Origin of the sequence: Tistrella mobilis, from assembly GCF_039634785.1 — a bacterium.
Classification (GTDB): Bacteria; Pseudomonadota; Alphaproteobacteria; order Tistrellales; family Tistrellaceae; genus Tistrella; species Tistrella mobilis.
This window is the reverse complement of sequence record NZ_JBBIAB010000002.1, coordinates 1-25373: the sequence shown is the minus strand read 5'-3', so window position 1 is coordinate 25373 and position 25373 is coordinate 1. Positions and strand designations below refer to the sequence as shown.

General features: G+C 68.2%; 25 protein-coding genes and 1 CRISPR repeat array. Of the genes, 12 read left to right on the top strand and 13 right to left on the bottom strand.

The genetic code is table 11. The features are described from left to right. The first annotated feature begins 87 nt into the window (after positions 1-87). Positions 88-1005 (top strand): LysR substrate-binding domain-containing protein, encoded by a 918-nt coding sequence (locus WI697_RS03090; protein ID WP_345957313.1) that lies wholly within the window; start codon positions 88-90, stop codon positions 1003-1005. Positions 1006-1339: 334 nt separating this feature from the next. Continuing rightward, a CRISPR array of direct repeats spans positions 1340-2081; the repeat unit is 31 nt; unit sequence GTCGCACCCTTGCGGGTGCGTGGATTGAAAC. Between the two features lie 422 nt (positions 2082-2503). Further along, positions 2504-3448 carry an IS110 family RNA-guided transposase gene (locus WI697_RS03085; RefSeq protein ID WP_345957312.1) on the top strand — a complete coding sequence of 315 codons (945 nt, stop codon included), beginning with the start codon at positions 2504-2506 and terminating at the stop codon, positions 3446-3448. A 146-nt stretch (positions 3449-3594) separates the two neighbouring features. Here WI697_RS03085 and WI697_RS03080 read toward each other — a convergent pair whose 3' ends face one another. The 8 genes from WI697_RS03080 to WI697_RS03045 form a co-directional block, all read right to left on the bottom strand. Beyond that, positions 3595-3822, bottom strand: a complete 228-nt coding sequence (locus WI697_RS03080) for a GIY-YIG nuclease family protein (RefSeq protein WP_345957311.1) — start codon at positions 3820-3822, stop codon at positions 3595-3597. A gap of 67 nt (positions 3823-3889) precedes the next feature. After that, the gene (locus WI697_RS03075; RefSeq protein WP_345957310.1) at positions 3890-4894 is read right to left on the bottom strand and encodes a FecR family protein; all 1005 of its coding nucleotides are present in this window, start codon (positions 4892-4894) and stop codon (positions 3890-3892) included. 115 nt (positions 4895-5009) lie between these two features. After that, complete coding sequence (locus tag WI697_RS03070; RefSeq protein ID WP_062763913.1) at positions 5010-5546, bottom strand: sigma-70 family RNA polymerase sigma factor; 537 nt, start codon at positions 5544-5546, stop codon at positions 5010-5012. Between the two features lie 139 nt (positions 5547-5685). After that, the gene (locus tag WI697_RS03065) at positions 5686-6630 is read right to left on the bottom strand and encodes a diacylglycerol/lipid kinase family protein (RefSeq protein ID WP_345957309.1); all 945 of its coding nucleotides are present in this window, start codon (positions 6628-6630) and stop codon (positions 5686-5688) included. A 133-nt stretch (positions 6631-6763) separates the two neighbouring features. Then, complete coding sequence (locus tag WI697_RS03060; RefSeq protein WP_345957308.1) at positions 6764-7093, bottom strand: type II toxin-antitoxin system RelE/ParE family toxin; 330 nt, start codon at positions 7091-7093, stop codon at positions 6764-6766. Beyond that, positions 7090-7374, bottom strand: a complete 285-nt coding sequence (locus WI697_RS03055) for a type II toxin-antitoxin system ParD family antitoxin (protein WP_345957307.1) — start codon at positions 7372-7374, stop codon at positions 7090-7092. Before WI697_RS03055 ends, WI697_RS03060 begins: the two co-directional genes overlap by 4 nt. Positions 7375-7560: 186 nt before the next feature. After that, positions 7561-8358 carry a crotonase/enoyl-CoA hydratase family protein gene (locus tag WI697_RS03050; protein ID WP_062770074.1) on the bottom strand — a complete coding sequence of 266 codons (798 nt, stop codon included), beginning with the start codon at positions 8356-8358 and terminating at the stop codon, positions 7561-7563. Between the two features lie 45 nt (positions 8359-8403). Continuing rightward, the gene (locus WI697_RS03045) at positions 8404-9180 is read right to left on the bottom strand and encodes an IclR family transcriptional regulator (RefSeq protein ID WP_345957306.1); all 777 of its coding nucleotides are present in this window, start codon (positions 9178-9180) and stop codon (positions 8404-8406) included. Between the two features lie 283 nt (positions 9181-9463). On the opposite strand from WI697_RS03045, the gene WI697_RS03040 reads away from it, so the two are divergent. The 9 genes from WI697_RS03040 to WI697_RS03000 all read left to right on the top strand — a co-directional run bounded on the left by WI697_RS03040 (position 9464) and on the right by WI697_RS03000 (position 19609). Further along, positions 9464-10618 carry an acyl-CoA dehydrogenase family protein gene (locus tag WI697_RS03040; protein WP_345957305.1) on the top strand — a complete coding sequence of 385 codons (1155 nt, stop codon included), beginning with the start codon at positions 9464-9466 and terminating at the stop codon, positions 10616-10618. Continuing rightward, positions 10615-11661 (top strand): acyl-CoA dehydrogenase family protein, encoded by a 1047-nt coding sequence (locus WI697_RS03035; RefSeq protein ID WP_345957304.1) that lies wholly within the window; start codon positions 10615-10617, stop codon positions 11659-11661. Before WI697_RS03040 ends, WI697_RS03035 begins: the two co-directional genes overlap by 4 nt. 159 nt (positions 11662-11820) lie before the next feature. Beyond that, positions 11821-13998, top strand: a complete 2178-nt coding sequence (locus tag WI697_RS03030; protein ID WP_345957303.1) for an acetate--CoA ligase family protein — start codon at positions 11821-11823, stop codon at positions 13996-13998. Between the two features lie 92 nt (positions 13999-14090). After that, positions 14091-15128: a TRAP transporter substrate-binding protein DctP gene (gene dctP / locus WI697_RS03025; protein ID WP_345957302.1), complete on the top strand. Its 1038-nt coding sequence runs from the start codon at positions 14091-14093 to the stop codon at positions 15126-15128. A gap of 109 nt (positions 15129-15237) precedes the next feature. After that, positions 15238-15840, top strand: a complete 603-nt coding sequence (locus tag WI697_RS03020) for a TRAP transporter small permease subunit (protein ID WP_345957301.1) — start codon at positions 15238-15240, stop codon at positions 15838-15840. 12 nt (positions 15841-15852) lie between these two features. Continuing rightward, positions 15853-17142 (top strand): TRAP transporter large permease, encoded by a 1290-nt coding sequence (locus WI697_RS03015; RefSeq protein WP_345957300.1) that lies wholly within the window; start codon positions 15853-15855, stop codon positions 17140-17142. A gap of 29 nt (positions 17143-17171) precedes the next feature. Next, on the top strand, positions 17172-18053 hold the full coding sequence (locus tag WI697_RS03010; protein ID WP_062770054.1) for an SDR family oxidoreductase: 882 nt from the start codon (positions 17172-17174) through the stop codon (positions 18051-18053). Next, on the top strand, positions 18053-19069 hold the full coding sequence (locus tag WI697_RS03005; RefSeq protein WP_385999908.1) for an aldo/keto reductase: 1017 nt from the start codon (positions 18053-18055) through the stop codon (positions 19067-19069). The genes WI697_RS03010 and WI697_RS03005 overlap by 1 nt, the downstream gene beginning before the upstream one ends. A gap of 84 nt (positions 19070-19153) precedes the next feature. Further along, entirely contained in the window at positions 19154-19609 is a 456-nt protein-coding gene (locus WI697_RS03000; protein ID WP_062770049.1) for a hypothetical protein, read from the top strand. Between the two features lie 88 nt (positions 19610-19697). On the opposite strand, the gene WI697_RS02995 is transcribed toward WI697_RS03000, so the two are convergent. The 5 genes from WI697_RS02995 to WI697_RS02975 all read right to left on the bottom strand — a co-directional run bounded on the left by WI697_RS02995 (position 19698) and on the right by WI697_RS02975 (position 24443). Next, complete coding sequence (locus tag WI697_RS02995) at positions 19698-20921, bottom strand: DUF2599 domain-containing protein (RefSeq protein WP_345957298.1); 1224 nt, start codon at positions 20919-20921, stop codon at positions 19698-19700. A 216-nt stretch (positions 20922-21137) separates the two neighbouring features. Further along, entirely contained in the window at positions 21138-21830 is a 693-nt protein-coding gene (locus tag WI697_RS02990; RefSeq protein ID WP_298641535.1) for an RNA ligase family protein, read from the bottom strand. After that, positions 21827-22354, bottom strand: a complete 528-nt coding sequence (locus WI697_RS02985) for a hypothetical protein (RefSeq protein ID WP_345957297.1) — start codon at positions 22352-22354, stop codon at positions 21827-21829. The genes WI697_RS02990 and WI697_RS02985 overlap by 4 nt, the downstream gene beginning before the upstream one ends. Then, on the bottom strand, positions 22351-23604 hold the full coding sequence (locus WI697_RS02980; protein WP_345957296.1) for an AAA family ATPase: 1254 nt from the start codon (positions 23602-23604) through the stop codon (positions 22351-22353). Before WI697_RS02980 ends, WI697_RS02985 begins: the two co-directional genes overlap by 4 nt. 107 nt (positions 23605-23711) lie before the next feature. Continuing rightward, positions 23712-24443 carry a Crp/Fnr family transcriptional regulator gene (locus WI697_RS02975; protein WP_345957295.1) on the bottom strand — a complete coding sequence of 244 codons (732 nt, stop codon included), beginning with the start codon at positions 24441-24443 and terminating at the stop codon, positions 23712-23714. A 298-nt stretch (positions 24444-24741) separates the two neighbouring features. Here WI697_RS02975 and WI697_RS02970 point away from each other — a divergent pair, with 298 nt between their 5' ends. Continuing rightward, positions 24742-25113: a PRC-barrel domain-containing protein gene (locus WI697_RS02970; RefSeq protein WP_345957294.1), complete on the top strand. Its 372-nt coding sequence runs from the start codon at positions 24742-24744 to the stop codon at positions 25111-25113. Positions 25114-25373: the final 260 nt, after the last annotated feature.

Genomic DNA, 25373 nt, shown 5'->3' with positions numbered 1-25373 from the left:
TCTCTGTGTTCCCTTCATACCTGCTGGTTTGCGGGCGGAGAACGACCTGTTATATGTGAAAGCCATAGCTTTCAGGCATGGGATGACATGGAACTGCGTCACCTCCGATATTTCGTCGCCGTGGCCGAAGAGGGCAGCCTGACGGTGGCCGCCGAGCGGCGCCTGCACACCGCCCAGCCGTCATTGAGCCGCCAGCTGCGCGATCTGGAGCAGGAGGTCGGCGCCACCCTGTTCATCCGCAGCGCCCGCGGCGTGGCACTGACCCCCGCCGGCCAGGCCTTTCTTGAGCATGCGCGGCGCGCCCTGCAGGCGGCAGCGGATGCGGTGGCGGCCGCAAGGCGCGCGGCACGCCCGCCCAAGCCGGGTTTCGCGGTCGGCTTCCTGACCGGGCAGGAGGTCGACTGGCTGTCGCATGTGACCCATCTGCTGCGCGGGCAGCTGAAGGACATCGATTTCCGGGTGATGAGCGATTTCTCGCCCGAGATCGGAGCCGCCATCCAGCGCGGCGAGATCGATCTCGGCTTCTGCCGGGTGGAGCCGCAGCCCGACGTCACTTACAAGGTCATCGCGCACGAGCCGATCCTGGTCATCCTGCCGCGTGATCATCCGCTGGCAGCGGCGCCGGAGGTCGATATCCGCGACATCGATCCGGCCTCGTTCATCGGCTATGCCGACACGCCCCATGTGCTGCGCGACATCGTGACCCGCTATCTGCGCGACCGCGGGGTGGTGGTCAGGCCCAGGCATCTGCCGGACGGTATCGCCACCGGCATTTCGCTGGTGGCGTCCACCGGCGGCGTCACCCTGCTGCCGGCCTATGTCGAGCCCCTGCTGCCGCGATCGCTGGTCAGCCGGCCGCTTGCCGGCAACCCGCCGGTGATCGAGATCGCGGCCGGCTATCGGGCGGACAATCCCTCGCCGGTGCTGCACGCCTTCCTTGAAAACATCGACCAGCTCATCGCCGCACGCGCCGCCTCCGGCGGCCGGCCCGGCCAGCCGGGTTGACGCTTGCGCCCGCCATCGTCCGGTCAGGTGTTCTGCCGGAAGCGGGGCGCGCGCCCCATGACGTGGCCGGCGCCGGCCCGGGCAGATCCGCCGTTCAGCCGGCCGGACGATCGCAAAGGCCATCCGGGCCGATCCCGGATCTGCCCCACCACCTCGCCCGCGAACCCCAAGCTCCCGTAAAAACCCCGGGAGGTTCGCGGGAAAAATTTTCTCGGCATTTCAGGTGATTAAATTCAACAAAGTATGCATGTGCATTCCTGGGCATGATCTCTGGATGAGGTTCGCGCGGATCGGCTTTTTCCGGAGCCGGATTCAGGATATTAAGAGGGGGTAGGTCGCACCCTTGCGGGTGCGTGGATTGAAACTGCATGAATTGATCCATTGGACCGGCGCCGCCGGGTCGCACCCTTGCGGGTGCGTGGATTGAAACGTCCGCTGCTGGCTCTGCATGTCGTCCGCGGGCGTCGCACCCTTGCGGGTGCGTGGATTGAAACCGCGGCCGGGTGCAGGCTGCGGAGGGTGACCGTGTCGCACCCTTGCGGGTGCGTGGATTGAAACTTGTACATGCCGCGAACCGCGTCGACGATGACCGTCGCACCCTTGCGGGTGCGTGGATTGAAACAAGAAGAGGGCATTCATGGTGCCCTTGAGCCCGAGTCGCACCCTTGCGGGTGCGTGGATTGAAACGGATCATCTACAACGCAAACGTGCGCACGGCCCGTCGCACCCTTGCGGGTGCGTGGATTGAAACAGGGGTATCGAGGGGTGCCCGGTAGGGCCGTGCGGGTCGCACCCTTGCGGGTGCGTGGATTGAAACTCCGCGCGTATACGTCTCAGTAATCGCGGAACCGTCGCACCCTTGCGGGTGCGTGGATTGAAACGCGCGCGCCGCGGAGCACTCAAAGAAAAGATCAAGTCGCACCCTTGCGGGTGCGTGGATTGAAACCGCACCGACGTCAAACAAAAAGCCCCCGATCTTGGTCGCACCCTTGCGGGTGCGTGGATTGAAACAAGTACTCCAGTCGGAGATGTTGCCGTTGCGCCTGTCGCACCCTTGCGGGTGCGTGGATTGAAGCTGCACCCCCGGCAATGGGAGTGCCTTCGCTTCTCTCGCCCCGTCGTCTGATGCACAATCAGGCCCAACCCATTGTCTCTGAAAGAAAATGCCGTCATCCCCGCGAAGGCGGGGATCCAGGTCCGTCCCCCCACAAAGAACGCCGCACACCCGGGTCCGCCGTCGATGGCCGACATGACCGTCCACACCTCCGGCCGCCCGTCCATTCCCGTGGACGCCAACCTGGATCCCCGCCTGTTGGACGAAGCCGTGCATAATGAAAGCGGGCCCGGGGGGTGGCCACCCCCCGGGCCCGTCGATCGGGAGGCCGAGATCCCCGCAGTGCAGAACACGCGCGAAAGGATGGCCCCGATCGCCCTTCCACAAGCCCGCACAGTTGCATGGGCCAAGAGCCCGCCAACAAGCTTGGGAAAGGGAGAAATCATGCCACAGGATCGTCCGATTGTCGGCATCGACGTGTCGAAAGACCGGCTGGATGTCCACATCGTTCCAGGTGACAGGCGTTGCAGCCGACCGAACACTGTTGAAGGGCGCCGCGCGTTGATCGCGGATCTGCGCCGTCTCGCGCCGGCACAGATCGCCTTCGAGGCGACGGGCGGCTATGAACAGCCGCTTTGCGACGCGTTGCTGGCGGCCGGCCTGCCGATGCGCCGGTGCAATGCCCTGCAGGTGCGCCGTTTCGGTCAGGCCTGCGGCACGCTGGCCAAGGATGATCCGATCGACGCGGCACTCATCGCGCGCTTTGCCGGCACCGTGTCGGCGGAGATCGTGCCGCCGCGTCCGGAAGACCGGCGGCTTGCCGAACTCGAAAGCTACCGCCGCGACATCGTGCGGTGCTTGACCAGGCTCAAGGCCCAGCGCGACCGGGTCTCCGGGGCGGTGCGCGACCTGCATCAGCGCCGTCTGAAACAGGCCGAGGCCGATCTGCGGGAGATCGACGCCCGCATCCGGCAGGTGGTGCGCGCTGACGCCCGGCTTGCCCGCCGCCATGACCTCATCTCGTCCATCCCGGGCATCGGAACAACACTGACCACCACGCTGCTCGCCTGCGTGCCCGAATGGGGCGCCATCTCCAGCCGCAAGATCACGGCATTGATCGGTGTTGCGCCTTATCTTGACCGCTCCGGGCGAACGGACAATCGACGCCATATCAAGGCTGGAAGACGACATGCACGCTCGGCTCTCTACATGGCTGCACTTTGCGCCCTGCGCTACAACCCCACCTGGAAGGCCTTTTACGACGGCCTCGTCCGCAACGGAAAGCCTGGCAAGGTGGCGCTCACCGCCCTTATGCGCAAGATCGCGATCACGATTAACATCATGATTGCAAAAGAGATTCCATGGGCCCCGCCCATCCGTCCGGCGTGAGGGCTGACAGTTGCCTTTCGCGGGGATGACAATGTAGAGGCGGGGATGACGGTACAGGGGGTGTGCAGAGGTCGGCCGAGGGAGGGTCGGACAGGGGTGCCGCATGCTTTGGCGTGTGGGTGGTGCGGCGGGCGGGGGTGGCCGGTTCAGATGATCTGATCGAACAGATCACGCCAGTCGGGGTTGGCCTCCTCGATCAGGCGGATTTTCCACGCCCGTCGCCAGCGCTTCAGGTGTTTCTCGCGCCGGATGGCGTCGTCGATCCGGTCGTGATGTTCGGCATAGACCAGCCGCCGGGCATCGTACCGGCCGACGAAGCTCTCGCGCCCGGCGTCGCGATGCTCGCTCATCCGTCGGGCAAGATCGGTGGTCACGCCGATATAGAGGTCCCCCGGTAGCCGCTGGCCAGGATGTAGACGCACGGCCGGCGGGGCATCGCGCCTACGCCCCACCCACGATCAGCACATAAGGGGTCAGCGTCGAGACCCGCCCGCCATGGGGGAGAAGGGCGGTGCGCAGGGCGGCTTCCGGGTTGCGCAGGTCGTAGACGCCGGTGACGCGGCGGGTCATCAGCGCGTCGTCGCGCACGATGATCAGGCCGGGATAGCGGCGGCGGATTTCGGCGACCACATGGGCGAGGCTCTGGTTTTCGACCACCAGAAGGCCGTCGCGCCAGAGGGCGATCTGGCCGGGTTGAACCTGATCCTGGTTGAACCGGCCGGTGGCGCGGTCGATCCGCAGGCGGCCGCCCGGGTCGAGGCGGGTGTCGTGGGGGGCGCCTTCGGGCACGGGGCCGCCATAGGCGACATGGACCGCGCCGCTTTCAACGCCGATATCCAGCGCCTCGGGATCGATGCCCACCGCGAAGGCGGTGCCGATATCGACCACGCGCAGATCCTCGCCCGTCACCGCGAAGGGCCGGCGATGGTCTTCGGCGACGGTGAAAAAGGCATCGCCGCCGATCAGCTCCACCCGGCGCTCGGACGGGCCATAGGCGACGCGGATGGCGCTGTCGGCCGCGAGGATCACCAGGGTGCCGTCTTCCAGCGTGATCCGGCGCTGCTCGCCGCGGGCGGTGACGTAATCGGCCCGGAGATGCAGCTCTATGGTCGGCAGCAGGGCGACGACGACCGAGGCCGCAAGCGCCACGGCGGCGGTGACCGCGACCATCCGCCCCAGGCCGCGGCGACGGCGCAGCGGCACCACGCGGGGGGACGTATCCGCCGTGGCGGCCGGGCGGCCGGGCAGCGCGCCGGTCAGCTTCCAGACCCGCTCGGCCCGGCGCCAGGCCTGTTCATGGGCGGGATGTGCCGCACGCCAGACGATGGCAGCCGAATGCAGCCGCTCGTCATGCGGGCACGCCCTGGTCTTCAACAGCCAGTCGACGGCCGTCTCCAGGATCGGATCGACCGGTGCGTCTTGATCTTCCTCGGCGTGGCCCGTCATGGTCCTGCGGCGTCCGGAGCGTTCAGCCTGCTGGGGCGACCGGGTGATCTCCCCTCCCTCCGTTCAGACGGGCCGGCCGCGGGTTTTTTCAGCCATATAATGCGCGGACGCAAGTTCAATCGCACGCATCGAGGCGTTGTGCACAATGAACCAGCGCCTTCCTGACCATCTGATGCACCAGGGTGACCGAAACGCCCAGATGATCTGCAACCTCCTGCAGGGACTGGCCGGCCATGCGGTGCATTTCAAAGGCGATGCGGGTGCGTTCGGGCAGCTCGTCCAGCGCCTCGGCCACCACGCGCAGCTCGTCGCGGTCGATCGCTTCCTGCTCGGGCGTGGGGGTGGCGGCCGGCAGGGCCTGAAGCGCGTCGTCGTCGACATCGGTGATGCGGGCCAGCGCGCGGTGGCGATCCCAGTCCATGGCGATATTGCGCACGATGCGGTAAAGATAGGCGACGGGATGCAGGATCGGGTTGCGGCCCCTGCCCTCACCCTCTCCCGCGCCCACGAAGCGCAGCCAGGCTTCCTGAACGGCATCTTCCGCCCAGGCGCGGTTGCCGAGCAGGGGGGCGGCATAGTCCACCAGGGCCGCACGATGGGCCAGGTAGACCTCGAGCTTCCGATCGGCATTGGTGGTCGGCGGGGTTACCATGCGGCCGCTCGCTCATCGTCGGTTCCGGACGCCGGCCGCGCTGTTTCGTCGCAGCCTGTGCAATTGCAACTTACTCGCATCTTTTGCAGAGGGCAACGGCAGAAGCGATCAACCTGGGGCGGACCGGGTGGACCGTCGGTTACGGCCAGATCAGGTTGAGGCTGCGATCGGCCACGCGCAGCAGCGCCGGGGCCGGCGGCAGCGGGTCGCCATCGGCCTGGATGGCGAGGCCGGCCGGCCCCTCGACCACCAGTTCGCGGGCGGGCAGGATGCGCACATCGGCAAGACGGTCCAGCCGCCCCGCCGCCAGCGCCGCCCCCTGGCGCAACAGGGCCGCCACCCCCTGCCCGCCCAGCAGCACCACATGCATGCCGGGCCGGGTGATGTCGCCCTCCGGCACCGCGCGGAAGGCGCCGCCATAGAGCCGGCCGTTCACCGCGACCACGCCATGGGCGCGATGGGGCGCGCCGTCGATGCGCACCGAAATCTCGGGCCAGTCATAATGGCGGATCCGGTCCAGCACCGGCGGCAGATAGGCGAGCTTGCCCCAGCGCCATTTGAGCGCCGGCCGCGCCGCCAGCGCCGCCACCACCGCACCGTCGAAACCGGCGCCGACCATCAGCAGGGCATGGCCTGACGGGGTTTCGATCGGCGTCACCGGCCGCAGCCGGCCATTGAGGAAGGGGGCGGCCAGCGCCCGGGGCGCGCGCTTCAGCCCCATTTCCAGCGCCATGACATTGGCCGTGCCCACCGCCAGCACGCCCAGCGGCAGCGGGAAATCCCGCTGCATCAAACCATTGGCGGCGGCGTTGATGGTGCCGTCACCGCCGGCCGCAACCACCGCATCGGCATCTTCGGGCCCGGTGCCGCCGGCCAGCGCGGCGATCTCTTCGGGCGTGCGGGCCTCGGCGATCAGCAGGCGGCAGCCCTCGGCGCGCAGCACATCCAGCGTCCGCTGCAACAGCCGCCGCCCTGCCCCGGTGCCGGCCAGCGGATTGGCGATCACCAGCAGCCGCGGCGCATGCGGCAGGGCACCGCCGCCCTGGCCCTGGTCCAGAACGGCGAGGTCATGGGTGGATCTCATCCTGCGGCACATCTCCGGGCGCACGACACCGCCCCCACCGGGCCGGCCGCCGCCGAGTGTCGCAGAGCGGCGGGGAAGTTGCCAGTGACGGTGGTGCTACAGTGGGGAGGATGAGATGGTGGGCAATGGCTGCTTATGGGCCACGCTCGGGGTGCCGTCCACTTGATGGCCAATCGAGCGTCGTGAGGTCGCGCGCGCCGTCGAGCAGGCGCACGATCTGCACATCGGCACCATCGATCCGGTAAAAAGCGACCCAGCGCTCGATCACCAGGCCACGTGCATCTTCCGCGATCTCTTTTCGGGCGGGGCCGAGTTCCGGCCAGGTTCCGAGACGCCTGCACGCCGTCTCAATACGTTGAGAGATACGGTCAGCCACCTCCACGCCAGCCTGGCCGGCCAGATGCGACCAGATATCGAGGAGGTCAGTTTCGGCCCGGCTGGTAAAGCGGACGCGCCCGCTCACGCGCCGGCATCTCCCTGATCGGCTCTGCGGGCAGCCAGGAACCGGGCGCGAGCCTTCTGCCGCAGGACATCGAAATCGATCTCGCCGGCATCACCGCTGTCGATCCCCTCCTGCCAGGCCGCACGTAGAGCCGCCAGTTTTTCCGCCTCCTGGCGCTCAACCCTCTCCATCAGGCGGAGGGCATCACGGATCACGTCGCTGGACGACTTGTAGCGCCCGTCAGCGACTTTCGTTTCGACAAAATGCGCCAGATCATCGGTAAGGGATACGTTCATCTTCATGGGCCAGCCTCCCATTCCGGGGTCAGCGGATTATGCCAATCTCCGGCGTGTCGCACCATCCCCCGGTCGGCAACGACCATATGGGGTGAGCAGAAACTATATGGTGCAGGGGGGTGGGCGACACCAGGGATGCCGCAGATCCGGCCCGACGCTCACCGCCCCTTGAACCTCACCGACCTTGGCCCCTCACCGCCCCTTGAATTCCGGCGCGCGCTTGTCGAGGAAGGCGCTGACCGCTTCGTGCTGGTCTTCGGTGCTCTGGACCAGGGCCTGCATGCAGGAGGCCATTTCGAGGGCGGTGGGCAGCGGCACGCCCTGGCTGTCGCGGAGCAGGCGCTTGTTCAGGCGCAGGCTGTGCGGCGGGTTGGCGGCGATGCGGCGGGCGAGTTTGCGGGCCTCGTCCATCAGCTGGTCGTCGGGGACGATGCGGGAGACCAGGCCGATGCGCTCGGCCTCTTCCGCCTTCACGAAATCGCCGGTGAAGGTCATCTCGGCGGCGCGGGAATAGCCCACGACGCGCGGCAGGAACCAGGCCCCGCCATCGCCCGAAACCAGGCCCACACGCATGAAGCTTTCGGCGAAGACCGCCTTCGTGTTGGCAAGGCGGATGTCGCACATCAGGCTGAGATCGCAGCCGGCGCCGACCGCCGCACCGTTGACCGCCGCGATGGCCGGGACTTCCAGCGAATACATCGCCATCGGGATGCGCTGGATGCCGTACCAGTAGCCGCGGCGGATCTGCACCGGCTCGTTGCCGAACATGCCCTCGCGGTCGCGCATCTGCTTGACGTTGCCGCCCGAGGAGAAACCGTCGCCGGCGCCGGTCACGATCACGCAGCGCACCGACATGTCGGTGTTGATCCGCTCGACATGGCCGACCAGCGCATCGACGATCGCCGGCGAAATGGCGTTGCGGGTCTCGGGCTCGTTGAGGGTAAGGGTGACGACGCCGTCGACTTCGTCGTAGAGCACGGCTTCGGACATCTGGGCGTTTCCTTCCGGTTATTTGGGGAGGCGGTGTGGGGAGACTCAGCCGATATGAAGCGCGATCCCCTCGCGCAGCAGGGCGACGAAACGGTCGAGATTGGCGTCGAGCACGCTGGTCAGGCCGGCAAGGCCGATGACCAGCGGCTTGTCGCCGGGAAGCGTGGGCAGCAGCATGGCGATCAGCCCGCCATTGGCGGTGACCTGGTTGGCCGAGAAGGCATAGCCTTTGGTCCGGACGTCGGCAATCACCTCCATCAGCTCGGCGATGTCGACGCGCCGGCCCGGCAGAGACAGGGCGCCGGTTTCAGGCGAGGCCACGGGGGCCACATCGGCATTGTGGCGCTGGGCGAGCTTGCGGATGGTGTCGTCGTCGAGCGTGGAGAGCAGCATCCAGCCCGAGCCCGACCAGCAGAGCGGCCGGACGGTGCCGAGGCGCACCGACATGCGCATGGTGTTGGTGGCCTGGATCACCTGGATGTAGTGGACACCCAGGCCGTTGCGCGCGGCGAGCACCACGGTCTCGCCGGTCTTCTCGCTCAACCACTCCATCAGATGCATCAACTGGCCGTCCTTGAACAGGTTGGCCTGGATCCAGTTGCCGAGCAGGGCGACGCGGGTGGTGGGCATGTAGGTGCGGGTGCCCGCCTCGTAATCGAGATAGCCGAGCGTGACCAGCGAGCGCATCAGCACCGAGGTGCTGGAGATCGGCCAGTCGTGATGCTCGGCGATTTCCGACACCGACGCCGCCCGGCGGACGTCGTCGAAATACTCCAGCACGTGAATGACACGTGCCGCCGACTTGACCACGTCGCGGCTCATCAGATGGCCCCCAAGGATCTTGTTCTCTCGCACCCTAGCGGTGACGTGCCGCGTTGTCAAAACTCATATATGAAATCGCACTGCACAAACGAATTTTTACCTACACAGACACCGGCGTTTCGGGCTGTCATTGCCGGGCAGAACAAGCACGAGAGCCCATTGGCCAGACCCTTGATGCCGCGCGGTTTCCCCCGGGCGGCATGAAGGCGGAGGTATGCCTGCCAGCCGGCGGCGCCTCCCGGCCGCGCGCTTTCGCCGTGCGCATCCCCCGGAGAGAGCCGAGATGCAGGAATTCACCTTCGCGCCGACGGCCATGCCGCCGGCCGCCGAAGCCATCAGGACCGAGGTCCGCGCCTTCCTGAAGGAGGCACGCGACACCGGCCTCTACACGCCCAGACGCCATTCCTGGTCGAGCTTCGACCCGGCCTTCAGCGCCGAATGCGGCCGCCGCGGCTTCATCGGCATGACCTGGCCCGAGAGCTATGGCGGGCGGGGCCGGTCGGCCCTGGAACGCTATGTGATGACGGAAGAAATGCTGGCCGGCGGCGCGCCGGTGGGCGCCCATTGGGTGGCCGACCGCCAGAGCGGCCACCAGATCCTCCACCACGGCAGCGACCGCGCGAAACGCGAGATCCTGCCGAAGATCTGCGCCGGCACCTGCTTCTTCGGCATCGGCATGTCCGAGCCGGATTCGGGGTCGGACCTGGCCGCCGCCCGCACGCGGGCGGTGCAGGTCGATGGCGGCTGGCGGATCACCGGCCGCAAGATCTGGACCAGCAACGCCCACCGCGCCCATTACCTGATCGTGCTGGCCCGCACCGCGGCGCGCAGCGACAGCAACCGCCACGCGGGTCTCAGCCAGTTCATCGTACCTTTGGATGCAGAGGGCATCGAGGTGCGGCCGATCTACAACCTTTATGGCGGGCACGATTTCAACGAGGTGGTGTTCGACGGCGTCTTCGCCCCCGACGACATGATGATCGGCGAGGAAGGCAGCGGCTGGACCATGGTGACCGGCGAGCTGGCCTTCGAACGCTCGGGCCCCGACCGGTTTCTCAGCACCGTGCAGCTGCTGCTGGAGATCATCGACGGGTCGGGCCCGCAGCCCGACCGCATGGCCGCGGTCGAAATCGGCCGCAAGGTTGCGGAACTGGCGACGCTGCGCCGGATGTCCACCTCCATCGCCGGCATGCTGGATCGCGATCTGCGCCCGGCGACCGAGGCGGCGCTGGTCAAGGATCTGGGCACCGCCTTCGAACAGTCGATCCCCGAGGTCGCGCGGCGGCTGCTGGCGCTGGAACCCCGGATCGACCGCGAGGATGCCGACCTGGCCGCCCTGCTGGGCCATACCGTCGTGGCCGCACCGGCCTTCACCATCCGCGGCGGCACCCGCGAGATCCTGAGAGGCATGATCGCAAGGGGGCTAGGCCTCAGATGAGCGACGATATCCTGGACATGATGCTGCGCACCGTCGACCGGCTGGTCGCGGTGGAGGCGACCCGCGATATGCGCGAGGGTGCCGATGGCGGCAATTTCCCCGAACGGTTGTGGCAGGCGATGGAAACCGCCGGCATCACCGATGCCGACACCATCGACGACGACATGACCGGCCCGGCCGAGATGCAGGCCCTGGTGCGCCATGTCGCCCGCCACGCCCTGCCGGTGCCGCTGGCCGAGGTGATGGCCGCACGCCGGCTGCTGAAAGCGGCAGGGCTGGCCGAGGCCGCGGAAGGGTTGACGGGGATCGGCGTCGCCGATGCCGGGGGCGTGTCTCTGGAGGGCGGGCAGCTGACCGGCACGCTCCGCCGGGTGCCCTTTGGCCGCCATCTGTCGCAGGTGGTGTTTGCCGCCCGCGACGGGCGCGGCGCGGAACATATCGTCGTGGCGGCCCGGCCGGCGGCGGTCTCTGCCGACATCAACCTGGCGGGCGAGGCGCGCGACGACCTCAGCTTCGCAGGCGAGGCACCGGTCGCCTCGGCGGCGGTCGAGGATGCGGCGGTCGAAGATGCGGCCGGCCAGGTCCTGGCGATGGGGGCGGCCTTCCGCGCCGTCCAGATCGCCGGCGCCCTTTCGGGCGCGCTCGCCCAGGTGCTGACCTATGCGGGCGAGCGCGAGCAGTTCGGGCGCCCGATCGGCAAGTTCCAGGCGGTGCAGCACATGCTGGCGGTGCTGGCGGCCGAAACCGCGGCGGCGAGTGCCGCAGCCGAAATCGGCTTTGCCGAAGACGGCAGCAGCTCGCCCTTGCGTGCGGCGCTCGCCAAATCGCGCACCGGCCAGGCGGCGACCGAGGGTGCCGCCCTCGCCCACCAGATCATGGGCGCGATGGGCTTCACCCGCGAACACCCGCTGCACTATCAGACCCGCCGGCTGTGGAGCTGGCGCGACGAGTTCGGCAACGAGGCGATCTGGCAGGAACGGCTGGGCCGCGACATCGCAGGCCGGGGCGGGGATGCGCTTTGGCCGATGTTGACGAGTCTGTAAGTCCCTCGCCGGGCGGGCGCTCCGCGCCCTTGGCCGCCGCCGCAATGGCGGCTTGCAGCCGCGCAAGGTGCGCGGCTGCGGCTGGCCGGTGAAGCCGGTGGGTGCGATCCCGGCCGTTCGTTCTAAGCCTCCCTCCCCCAAGATGGTGATCCGTCCGATATGACCACCACAACTTCCCAAAGCGCCGATATCGCCCGCCTGCTCTCCCCGGGGCGGATTGCGGTGGTTGGTGCCTCCGACGATATCGTGCGCATTCGTGGCCGGGTGATGCACCTGCTGTTGAAGCGGGGCTATACCGGCGAGGTGTTTCCCGTGACCCCCAGCCGGGCCGAGGTTCAGGGCCTGAAGGCCTATCCGCGGGTGGGTGACGTGCCGGGCGGGGTCGATCTGGCGCTGGTCGCCGTGCCGGCCAATCTGGTTCTGGGCGTGCTGGAGGATTGCGCCGCGGCCCGGGTGGGGGCGGCGGTGATCTTCTCGTCGGGCTTCGCCGAAGAGGGCGGCGAGATGGCCGAGGTTCAGGCGCAGATGGTGGCGCTGTCGCGCCGCACGGGCCTGCGCATCATCGGCCCCAATGCCATGGGCTTCTACAACATCCTGGACCGCACCGCCGCCACCTTCAGCCCGGCCGCCGAAATCGCGCCGGTCGATGCGCCGGTGCCCGATCAGGGCGTCGCCGTGGTCGCCCAGAGCGGCGGGCTGGGCTTCGCGCTCTATAATCGCGGCGTGCGCCGCAGCCTGCCCTTCACCCATGTCGTCGCCACCGGCAACGAAGCCGATCTGGAGGCGCTGGATTTCGCCGATGCCCTGCTCGACGACCCCCGGGTCGCGCAGCTGATGATGTTCATCGAAGGGGTGAAGAACGGCGACAAACTCATTCCGGTTGCGAAGAAAGCCGCCCGGCTGGGCAAGCCGGTGATCATGGCCAAGGTGGGGCGGTCGCCGGCGGCCCAGCGTGCCGCCGCATCGCATACCGCAAGCCTCACCGGATCGGATGCCGCCTATGATGCGATCTTCGATCGCTATGGCGTGATCCGCGCCGACGACCAGGACGAGATGATCGACATCGCCGCCGCCTTTTCGGTGGGCAGCCTGCCCCGCGGCCGGCGGGTGGCGATCGTCACCTCGTCGGGCGGGTCGGGCTCGTGGATGGCCGATGCGATCGAACAGGCCGGCCTCTCCGTGCCGCTGCTGTCGGACGAGCTGCAGGCGCGGATCCGGCCGCTGATCCCCAGCTATGGCGCAACCCAGAACCCGGTCGACATCACCGCCCAGGGGCTTTCCGCCTTCGACACGGTGATCGAGGCGCTGGCGGACAGCACCGAGGCCGATGCGGTGGTGATCGTGGCACCGCTGGGCAGCGTGGGCGCGGTGGCCGCCTTCTCGCCCGAGGCGCTGAAAGCGGCGATCGCGAAAGCCGGCAAGCCGGTGGTGTTCTATTCCTACACGCCCCCCAGCCCCGAGGTGGCCGCACTGATGGCCGGGCTCGGCACCACCATCTTCACCACGCTGACCGGCTGTGCCGCCGCCCTGGCCCATCTGGTGCGCTATCGCGAGGCGGTGGAGCGGCAGGGCCAGGCCGACGCCGGCCCCGCCGCCGCCCCCGACGGCAGGGCGGCACTGGCCGGGCTGCCGGCGGGCGCCTGCGTGCTGACCGAGGTTCAGGCCAAGCGCCTGCTCGCCACCGCCGGGATTCCGGTAACGGACGAAGAGCTGGTGACCGGCGCCGATGCCGCCGTGGCCGCGGCCGCCCGGCTTGGCGGCAGGGTGGCGCTGAAGCTGATGTCGCCGCAGCTGCCGCACAAGACCGATGCCGGCGCCGTGCTGCTGAATGTCGAGGGCGAGGCAGCGATAAGGGATGGTTATGCCCGGCTGACCGGCCCGGTCGCGGCCGCCCTGCCCGGGATCGACATCCACGGCGTGCTGGTCCAGCGCATGGCCGCACCGGGGATCGAGATGATCGCCGGCGTGACCGTCGACCCCGATTTCGGGCCGCTGGTGATGGTGGGGGCCGGCGGCATCTTCGTCGAGATCCTGAAGGATGTCGCGGTCTCCCCCGCCCCGGTCGACCGGGCGGAGGCGCTGCGCATGATCGGCCGGCTGAAATCCATGGCCCTGCTGAACGGCGCCCGCGGCCGGCCCCGCGCCGATATCGAGGCGCTGGCCGATCTGGTGGTGCGGCTGTCGGATCTGGCGCTCGCCACCGCCGACCGGGTGCAGGAAATCGACGTGAACCCGATTTTCGTGCGCCCGGACGGGGTGGTGGCGGTGGATGCCCTGGCGCGCCTCGCCCCCGCCGCCGCAGAAACACCCCAACCACTTGCCGCCGCCGGGGAGTGACCCCGGCAGCCGCACACCCCACCACGCCAACGACAACGCCGGGCAGGCCTCCACAAAGAAGAGGTCCGCCGGCACTGGGAGGAAGAAAACCCATGTCATCCTGGACCCGCCGGCTTGCCGGCGCCGCCACCTTCGTCGCCGCGGCCGTCGCCCTGACCACCGGCCCTGCTGCCGCAGAGGATCCGATCACGCTGCGCGTCGCCCATTCCTACCCGACCCGCCACACCGGCGCGATCGCGATGGAATACTGGGGCAAGCTGGTCGACGAACAGTCGAACGGCCGTCTGAAGTTCGAGATCTATCCCGCTGAACAGCTTGCGAAATCATCCGATCTTCTGGATGCCGCGATCAACGGCATCTCGGACATCTCTTATGCGGCGCCGCTCTATATCTCCGACCGCCTGCCGCTGTCGACGGTCTCGGCCATTCCGCTGGTCGGCAACAAGTCGGACCCGCGCGAACAGGGTGCCGCCTATTCCGAACTCGCCCTCGGCACGCTGAACGAGGTGGAATACGTGCCCCAGGGCGTGCGGGTGATCCAGGCCTCCGTCACCCATGCCTATCAGCTGATGACCACCAAGACCAAGATCCTGACGCCCGACCAGTTGAAGGGCGTGAAGCTGCGCTCGTCGGGCGGCATTCAGGAACGCAGTGTCGAGGCGCTGGGCGCCATCGCGGTCGCCATTCCGGCGCCGGACCTGTATCCCGCACTTCAGCGCGGCACGGTCGACGGCTCGCTGTTCAACATCCCGACCGCCGGCGGCTACAAGCTGGAAGAACAGCTGCGCTATTCGACCAGCAACCTGAATTTCGGCCTGTTTCCGACGCTCTATGTGATCAACGACAACGTCTGGCAGAAGCTGCCCAAGGATCTCCAGGACCTGCTGATCAAGACCGGCAAGGAGATGGATGACTACATCCAGAAGCTTTATGTCGAGCGCGCCGAAACCTTTGCCGCCGACCTGAAAAAGCGGGGTGGCGAGGTCTATGCCATCCCGGCCTCGGGCGTGCCGGTCTGGGCCGGCAAGCTGAAGCCGGTTCAGGCCGCCTGGGTGAAGGATTATGACGGCCGCGGCCTGCCCGCAACCCGCGTCTTCCACGAATGGGAAGAGCTGATGACCAGCCGCTGAGGGCCGGCACCGGCCCTTTCGCCGCACCGGCAGGCCCCCCTTCGGGACCTGCCGGCATTGCTGCATTCCCCCTTCGCAACCGGCCCGCCCCGGGAAGGAGACGCGCCCCATGAGACTGATCGACCGCGCGGTCAGCCATCTGGAAACCCTGCTCGACGGCGCCGCGATGGCGGCGCTTATCCTGATGATGGTGCTGACGGTGGCAGATGCCGGCGGCCGCTATCTGTTCGCCTCGCCGGTGACGGCGGCTTACGAGATCACCGAATTCTATCTGATGATGGCCGTGGTGTTTTTCGGCCTGGCCGGCACCGAACGGGTCGACGGCCATGTCCGGGTCGACATCCTGCTGAACCTGATGCCGGTGCGGCTGCGGCTCGGCCTGGACGTGATCTACATGATCGCGGCCGCCCTGCTGTTCGGCGCCATCGCCTGGAAGGCCGGCGACACCGCCTGGATGAATTTCAAGGCCAATCGCTGGACGGGCGGCGCCATGCCGCTGCCGACGGCACCCAGCTGGGCGCTGGTCGCCATCGGCTCGGCGGTGCTGGCGCTGCGCCTGGCCCTGCGCGGGGCGATGCTGGTGCCGCATGTGGTGGATGGGCGTATGCCGGTGCTGCCCCATGACGCGCCGGCCGACGAGGCGATGCCCCAGGCACCGGCAGATGCCGGACCGACAATGCCTGCGGGCGACCACCTGCCCCGGACGAATTGAGGAGACGCCCCGATGGAAGTCGCCCTCCCCATGATGGCGCTGGTGGTGCTGATCTGTATCGGCATGCCCATCGCCTATGCGCTGGGTGTGACCGGCGCGGTCGGTGCCGCGATGGCGATCGGCTGGATCCCGACCCTCGGCGTGCTCCAGACCACGCCCTATCGCACCGCCGCCAATTTCCTGCTCTCGACCATCCCGCTGTTCATCCTGATGGCGGAGCTGCTGGCCCGGTCGTCGATCGTGGCCAATCTCTACCGGATGTGCTTCCTGTGGATCGGCCATGTCCGCGGCGGGCTGGCGCTGGCGGCCGTGGTCGCCTCCACCGGTTTTGCGGCGCTGGCCGGCTCCAGCACCGCGGCCGCGGCGGCGATGGCGCGGATCTCGGTGCCCGAAATGCGCAAATACGGCTATGACGACCGGCTGGCGGTCGGCACGGTCGCGGTGGCGGGCACGCTGTCGATCATGATCCCGCCCTCGATGGGGCTGATCATGTATGGCGTGCTGACCGAAACCTCGATCGGCAGCCTGTTCATGGCCGGCGTCATCCCGGGCTGCCTCACCGCCATCGCCTATGCCACCGTCATCCTGGTCTGGGTGAAGCGCCGACCCGAGATTGCGCCGGCGGCGCCCAAGGCCAGCCGGCAGGAGCGCATGGCCTCCATCCTGCCGGTCTGGCCGGCGGCGATCCTGGTCTGCCTGGTGCTGGGCGGGATCTATTCGGGCGCCATCACCGCAACCGAGGCGGCCGCCGTGGGGGCAGCCGGGGCGCTGGTCATCGGCCTCGGCTGGGGCGGTCTGGGGCGGAAGGAATTCGGCGTGGCGCTGCGCCACACGCTGCGCTCCACCGCCATGATCTTCGCGATCATCATCGGCGCGATGATCTTCGGCTATTTCCTGGCCGCCACCCGCGCCCCCCAGAACCTGATCGACTGGGTCGGCACCCTGCCGCTGCCGCCCTGGGGCATTCTGCTGGTGATCATCGGCATCTATCTGCTGCTCGGCTTCTTCATCGACCAGCTGGCGATCATCATCCTGACCCTGCCGCTGACCTTCCCGCTGGTGATGTCGCTGGGCTACGACCCGATCTGGTTCGGCATCATCGTGACCAAGACCGCCGAAATCGGGCTGGTGACGCCACCGCTGGGCATGAACGTCTTCGTGGCCTCGGGCGCCGCCAATACCAAAGTGGAGGTGGGCTTCAAAGGGGTGATGCCCTTCCTGGTGGGCGAGGTGATCGTGCTGGCGCTGCTGATCGCGCTGCCGGAGCTGAGCCTCTACCTGCCGGGCCTTGTGTCTTACTAAGGCATTCTAAACACTCAAGGAAGTGATCCATGTTCACATCCGGGCTTCTTCAGGGCCGTCGGGCGCTGATCACCGGTGGCGGGTCCGGGTTGGGGCTCGCCATTGCGCGGCGCTATGCCGAACTCGGCGCCGATCTGGTGCTGGTGGGGCGGCGGGCCGCCGTGCTGGAGGCGGCGGCAGAGGGCATCCGCGCCGATCACGGCGTGGCGGTCGACTGTTTTCCGTGCGATGTCCGCAATGCCGATGCGGTCGAGGCGATGATGGACCAGGCCTTCCGCAGCCGGCCGGTCGACATCCTGGTCAATTCGGCCGCCGGCAATTTCCTCGCCCGGTCCGAGACGCTGTCGCCGCGGGCGATCGATGCGGTGGTCGATATCGTGCTCAAGGGCGGGGCCAATGTGACGCTCGCCGCCGGCCGGCGCTGGATCGCGGCCGGGATGCCGGCCGCGGTGCTGTGCATCCTGACCCAGTCGGCCCTGACCGGTGCGCCCTATAAGCTGCCCTCGGCCATGGCCAAGGCAGGGGTGCTGGCGATGATCCGCTCGCTGGCGGTGGAATGGGGGCCGGCGGGGATCAGGCTGAACGGCATCGCCCCCGGCCCCTTCCCGACCGAGGGCGCCTTCGGCCGATTGCGGCCCGCGGGCACCGATCTGCCGCCGGCCGAGGCGGGGGTGGCGCTGGGCCGCACCGGCCGGCCGCAGGAACTGGCGGATCTGGCCGCCTTCCTGGTTTCGGACGGGGCCGGCTATATTACCGGCGAGGTGCTGGCGATCGATGGCGGCCGACGCCTGGAAGGCGCCGCCGGCCCGGAACTTCCCGCCCTGCGCAGCTGGACGCCCGACACCTGGGCGGCGCTGCGCAATCTTGGACGACAGCCCGCCGCAGCGGCCGGCGGAAAGGAGACGGCATGATGTCCCGCGCGCTTCCGAACGTCCCCCTGGGCCGGGGTGGGCCGGCCGTGCCGGTGCTGGGCCTGGGCTGCATGGCGATGACCGGCAGCTATGGCGCGCGCGACGCCGGCGAGGCCCTGCGCACCATTCACCATGCCGTCGATCGGGGCGTGACCCTGATCGACACGGCCGACATGTATGGCTGGGGCGCGAATGAGGAGCTGGTGGGCCGGGCGCTGGCCGCCCGCCCCGGCCTGCGGCAGCGGGTGCAGATCGCCACCAAATTCGGCTTCGTGAAGCCCGAGGGCGGCGGCGATATCCGCGGCATCGACGGCCGGCCGGAACGGGTGCCGCTGGCGCTGGAGGCGAGCCTCCGCCGGCTGGGCACCGATGTCGTCGACCTGTGGTATCTGCACCGGCTGGACCCGGATGTGCCGGTGGAAGAGACGGTCGGCGCCATGGCCGACGAGGTCCGGAAGGGGCGGGTGAAACAGATCGGGTTGAGCGAAGTTTCACCCGCAACCCTTAGAAAAGCCGCAGGAATTCACCCGATCGCCGCGGTGCAGAGCGAATTTTCCTTAGTCTCTCGCGAGCCCGAAAACGGCCTGCTCGCCGCCTGCGCCGAGACCGGGACCAGCTTCGTCGCCTATGGCGCGCTGGGCCGCGGCCTGCTTGCCGGATCGGTCGGCGGCGGCGGGCTTGCGGCCGATGACGGACGGAAGATCTACCCCCGCTTCGCGCCCGAAAACCTTGCCCGCAATGCCGACCTCGCGGGCCGGCTGGCGGCACTGGCCGCGGAACGCAACACCACCCCCGCCGCCCTGGCGCTGGCCTGGGTGCTGGCGGCAGGAACGGATGCCGCGCCGGTGATCGCCCTCTTCGGCGCCTCGCGGCCGTCGCGGGTGGACGACAATCTGGCGGCATTGGCCCTGCAGCTGACGGCGGAGGATCGCGCCACCATCGGCGCCGCCCTGCCGGCCGAGGCGGTGGCGGGGGATCGCTATGCGCCGGACCGGATGGCTGCCATCGATCGGTGACATGGCCGGGCGGATGACATCGGGCGGTCGGATCGCTACATATTCCCGGTTCCGCAACCGGCGAGATGAAGGAGACGCGATCGCATGACCGCCATCGACCGCCTGCCTGCCACCGACCCCCGCGCTGCGCTGAAGCTGTTGTCGGCGGCGTTGATCAAGGTTCACAAGGCGATGCTCGATACCGAGCTGGAGCGGTTCGGTGCGGCCGCGGATCCGTATCAGCGGTTGTCGCTGGTGACGGGGCATCCGGATTTCGCCTGGCTGAAGGCGATTTCGGATCTGATCGTCGCAATCGACGAGACCCGCAGCCCGCGGCGCCTGCCGCCGCCGGGGCCCGGGGATGTGGCGCGGCATGCAGGCGAGGTTGCCGCCCTGGTGCGGCCGGGGCCCGACAGCCTTGCGACCGCAGAGGCCGGCGAGGCCGCGGGCGCGCAGGCGCGCTATCATGCCCTGGTCGGCGAGGTCACCGAGGTGGCCGTGGCCCATGGCGTGCTGCGCAAGGTGCTGGACCAGCTGCACCCGCCGGCACAGGCGCATTGATCGGGCCCGACGACCGAAAGACCGGACAATGAAGACCGCCGGGTGCGATATCGCCCCCGGCGGTTTTTCATGGGGGGGCGGGCAAGGCTCAGACGAAGGGCGGGTTGCAGTCTTCCTTGCGGGTCTGCTCGGGGCTGTCGGCGCGACGGTCGGGTTCCAGGTTCCATTCGGCCTTGTGGCGGGCGATTTCGATATGGCAGCTCAGCTGCGCCGCCATGCCGGCCGGGTTGTGCCACTGGGGCGTGGCGCCGAACTTGGCCTGAACCTCGGCGAAGACGGCGCCTGCCGCCGAAACCGCGACATTGCGGGCGCAATCGGTCGGCACCAGGCTGAGGCTCAGATGCGGTGAGCCGGGATGGGTGGTCCAGCTGCCGCGTTCGATATATTGCGGGCAGGCCGCCGCCGCCGCCGGCTTGATGGCCTGGTCGGCATCGACATAGTGGAAGGTGGCGTTCTTGTTCGCCGTGGGCAGCGTCATGCGGATCACCGGCACGAACCGGCCGGTGGTGCGGTAATAGTCGGCCTGGTCGCCGCGCGCATCCAGCAGGGCCTGATCGCCGGCATTGGCCAGGTAGAAGAAGGATTCGATCGGCAGCTTGTCGCCGATGCCCTGCGCCCAGGTGGCGGCGCGCATCTCGTTCTGCTGGCCCAGAGAGACCGGGCCCAGCTGGTTCATCGCCCGGATGACCTGCTGGAAGGCGTAGGCCGTGCCCTGGGGCGGGTTGGTGTGGTCGGCGACGGTGAAGCCGCAGGCCCGGAACCCGGTGCTGGAATTATGCGGCTGATAGGTGCTCAGCCACTGCTCGGCGGTCAGAACGCCGATCGACTGGCAGGGGGCGCTGCGATTGGTGGTGTCGTCGGTCCGCCTGCCGCACCCCTGATCGGTGCGCGCATCGGTGGCGCCGTCCAGCGGGAAGGCACAGACGAAATTGAAGTCCATCGCCCAGGACGGCGCACCGAAGATCGGATAGACGGTGTAGCCGTTATGATAGTTGAAGGCGAGGTTTTCGAACCGCGCATCGGCGCGCAGATACGAGAAGGACACACCGCCCGTCCGCACCGATGTGGGGCTCGGATCCCAGGAATGATAGGCGGTGGAATAGCGCGTGCCGCGGAAGATGACGCCCGAGCACAGGAAGGCCGGGCGCGAGGGCCCGCCGCAATCGGCGGCGGTGTTGTAATAGCGGTCGGTCAGATCGGATGCGGTATGGGTACTTTGCGCACCCGCCGGCAGGGCGGCGGCGACGGCCAGCACAAGCGCCAGCCCCAACCCCTGACCCAGACGGCCGATATGTTGCCAGAAACGACTCACGGAAAACCTCCCGGTCGGCGGCACAGCTTCGCGTCGCCGCCCGGGGCGACCGGCGCCGGGCATGCAGAGAGCCGAGCGCAGCTGCTGGCAAAAGCAGATGCGGCGGGCGGGCGACGGAGGTCTGCGCGTGGTTACGTGACCAGGGGATTGTCCCGATTCGGCTGGGTGTTCTCAATCATTAATTGTTAAATATCCGCAAAATAAATAGTTAGGGTTCTAATGCTGAACCCGGTTCCACTCGATCGCCCGACGGCGCCAGTGCTCGCCGATCGCCTGGGTGAAATCGGCGCGGACCAGCTTGGCGCGGGCGATGAGGTGGGTGTCGTCCTCGCGCCGGATCACGATGCCTTCGGGCGGGCCGTCGCGATAGCGGCTGCGGGCGCCGGTCAGGATGCGCAGAAGCCCGTCGACGCCGTCGGTCACCCGGCCGGTGAACAGGGCCGGCACGGTTTCGATGCCGATCTGCTGCGCCAGGCCGTTGCGGGCCCTGGTGCTGCGGAAGCGCCCGGTCTCGCGCTCGTAGACATCGAAGGCCAGGAACAGGTCGGGCAGCGCGTCATAGCCCAGGGAATGCCGGGCGGCCAGCCATTCGCCGAACAGGATCAGCCGGTCGATGGCCAGCGCATCGAACAGCCGGTCTTCATGCAGCGCCAGCCAGTCGCCCAGCCGCTCGAACTGGCCGGTGAAGGGGGCGTGAAGATACTGGCCACGGTTCTGCGCGCGCACCAGCCCGGTCTCGGGATCGACCGACAGGCCCAGATTGGCGCCGTCGACCTTTTCTTCGATCACCACCGGGCCATCCAGCAGGTGATCGATCTCGTCGGGCGAGAGCAGCTTGTCGTCGCGCGGCGCGCCCGCACCCAGCCAGGCGACATGGGCGGTCTGGGGAAAGCGGAAGAAACCGGTCATCGGCCGAACTTGTTCTGGTGGAAACGCTGCGCCTCACCCTTGCAGATGAAGCGGACCTCCACCCCGTGATGCGCCAGATCGGGCGCCCAGTCGAGCCATTTCGAATCCGCCGCCTGCAGGATCGGCGGATGGGCGGGGTGGGCTGAGGCCACGGCGACGAATTTCCGGTCGGGCGGATCGAAATTGCCCAGCGCCGGATCGTCGGGGAATTCGGCCCAGCCGCGGGCCTCGTCGGGGGTGATGGTGACCTGTTCGCAGCGCGCCGGATTGCCGGCCTGGCGCAGCAGCCATTTCAGGAACACATCCCCCGGCCCCTTGCCGCGATTGGGGCGCAGCTTGTGGCCGTATTCTTCCAGGATCGCCCAGCCGTCATCGATCACCACCCGGCCGGATTGCAGTATCTCCTGCAGGGTGAGCGCACAGGCTGCGACGCAGTCGGGGCCGACATCGTCATGGGCGCCGTTGGCGATGAGGAGGACATTGGTGTCGATGATCCGCCGCGGGCGTTCGGCCGATCCGGTCATGCCCCGCCCTCCCCCCCGCCCTCGCCCGCCCGGCGGGCCTTGCGGCGGGCGGCCGCCGCCACCGCGCGGGCGGTGACATCGGCCATCTCGTCGCCGAACACGTCGTCGGGCCAGTTCAGGATCTCGCCGGTCTCGTCCATCTCCAGCCGCTCGATGGTGGCGGGCACCGTGCCCGGGCACCAGTGCACCGCCACGCGGTCGGCCGCCAGCCGCGCCTCGGCGATGCGACGCTGAATGCGGTTCAGCAGCGGCTCGGAATGGGTCTCGACCAGGATCTGGAGATGGCGGGCGCGGCCGGACTCGCGGGCCTCCAGCGCGTCGATCAGCAGATCGCCCAGCGCTGCCTGGGCGGCCGCATGCAGATGCAGCTCGGGCTGTTCCAGCCACAGTGTCGATCCGGCCGGCACCAGAAAGGCCGCCACCGCCGCCGGCAGCACCTGCGACAGGCCGAACCCGGCCTCGGCAAAGGGGGCCTGGCCGCCGCGCCGGCCGCGGGCGATCAGCGCCACGCCGCCCGGGGCATCGACCAGATCCACCCCCGCGACCAGGCCGAGGGTCGCCAGACGGTCGGAAATCATGTCGGCAAAGCCGCGCGCGGCGCCATCGCCGATCGAAAGCCGGCGGCCGGCGCGGTCGGCCGCGGCCATGGCCGGCACGGCCCCCTGCCCGCGCGGCCCCACATCGGCCGGCACCCGCGCCGGCACGGCATAGCTGCGCCGCGGCCGGGCACGCAGAGGGCCCAGCATCACGAAACCGCCGACCGCGGCGGCGGTGGCGGCGGCCAGAACATCGATGGCGGCCGCATCCTTGTCCACGGGGTGGCCGTCATGCACCGCCACCACCCGCAGCGGGCGGTCGGCCCTGTCGGTCACGGTCCAGTGAAGCCCGTGCAGCCGCGGCCGGCCGGCCGGATCGAGGCCCAGTTCGACCGACACTGCCAGCCGGCGCGCGCCCTGCACCAGGGCGGCCTGCATCGACGCATCCGGCTGCCAGGCCAGATCGATGCCGATCAGCCGCGTGGGATCGCGGTCGCGGATCATGTCGCGCACGGCATCGGCCGGCAGGGCGGCGACCAGGGCCGCGGGGTCGGTGAAACCGCGATCGGCGATGCGGCCGAGCGCGTCCAGCGCCTGGGCGATGCTGCTTTTGCCGGCGCCATTGGCACCGTAGAACAGGGTGAGCGGGGCCAGCGCGATATCGCCGCTATCGGCCCAGGCCCTGACATTGCGCAGACGGATGGTGGTGTACATGGGGGGCAGACCTCCGGCCGGGTCCGCGTGATGCGGAACGGGCCGACCCTATCAAGGCCGCCCGCCCATGACCAGAGGACCCGGGGTCGCAGCCCGAAGGCGGCCGCTCAGGCGCCGGCCGACAGTTTTTCCAGCGCCCCGCCCGGGAACCACGAGGTGTCGATGCGGTAATAGCGGTCCTGAAAATCCGCCATGTCGCGCAGGCCCTGCTCGTCGGCAATGCGGATCGACCGGTCGATGCGTTCGATCAGCCCGGCGCGTTCCATCAGCGACAGGGTGCGGCTGACATAGACATTGGTCAGCCCCAGCGTGTCGCCGACCAGTTCCTGACTGAGCGGCAGTTCGAAGCGGTCGCCGACATCGGGGTTGGTGATGCGCAGCCGGCTGAGGATTTCGAGCAGGAAATGCGCCACGCGCTCGTCGGCATTCATCCGGCCGATGGTGCGGATCCGGTCGAGCAGAACCACATGATCGATCATGCCGAGCGTCATGATCAGCGCCGTCAACCGCGGGCTGTCGGTGAAGATCGTGTCCAGCCGGCTTTTGGGAAAGGGGCAGAGACAGAGGTCGGTCGCGGCCTGCAGGCCGGTGACCGCGTGTTCATAGGCGATGTCGGGAATGCCGATCACATCGCCCGGATGATGGATCTGAAGCACCTGCCGGCGGCCATCGGCCATGATGGTGTAGGAAAAACACCAGCCGGTCTTGACGACATAGAACATTTCCGTGGGCGCGCCCATTTCGCGCACCACATCCCGGACCCGCCATGTCTGTTCCTGTCGCTGCAGATCGGTGAGATGTTCTATGTCCTGTCGGGACAGTTCCAGGTAATACCCCATTTTATCGATGAGGCAGTCACCGGATCGCGGCGATTTTCTGGTATAGATGTCTCTCATGCGAGGATACGCCCGTGCCACAGTTCGTAGAGACCTTTCTTATGAAAGTAGCATGCCCCCGCGCGGGTTCCGATGTTTCCGGAGCGGGCAAAAGTTGACATGATTCAATAGTTCAAGCTAGCTGAAAATTATTGGTGGAGTTTAAACCAGTTTAAAGCCGGGAACAAAGGATCCGGTCAAGCGTTGAGCCGTCCGTACCCGCCGGCCGGCGGGCATGGACAGCAAGAGGAAGGACGCTCAGATGGCCACCCCTGCCACGACCGAAACCTCGAACCTCATTTCCGCCGACCGGGTGGAAGGCACCTCGGTCTACGGCGCCGACGGCGAGAAGATCGGCTCGGTCTCTGGTGTGATGCTCAACAAGCTGAACGGTCGCGTGGCCTATGCCGTGCTCTCGTTCGGCGGCTTCCTGGGCATCGGCGAGAAATACCATCCGGTTCCCTGGGACGTGCTGAAATACGATACCTCGAAAGAGGGCTATGTGGTCAATCTGACCCGTGACCAGCTGGAAAACGCCCCCACTTACGACCGCGGCGACGAGCGGCGGCTGTATGACCGGACTTACGAGGAATCGGTCCACCGCCATTACGGCGTGCCGCCCTACTGGATCTGATCTCCGCACCCGACATCGGCACGGCCAAAGCGCAGCCCCGCCCTCGCCGTGCCGATCGGTGGAGGAAGGCCCGGATACCCTTGGGGGTGCCGGGCCTTTTTTTCGGGTAGGGCCTCCTCGCAGAGGCCGCGACCGTGTTATACCAATGAGCGCTGACCCCGACTCACGATAGGGGATTCCCAAGACCCGCGGATTGTGAGTCACTCTGGCAAACAGCCGGAGCGATCCCCATGGCAGCACCGATCCCCCTTCGCCCCGAT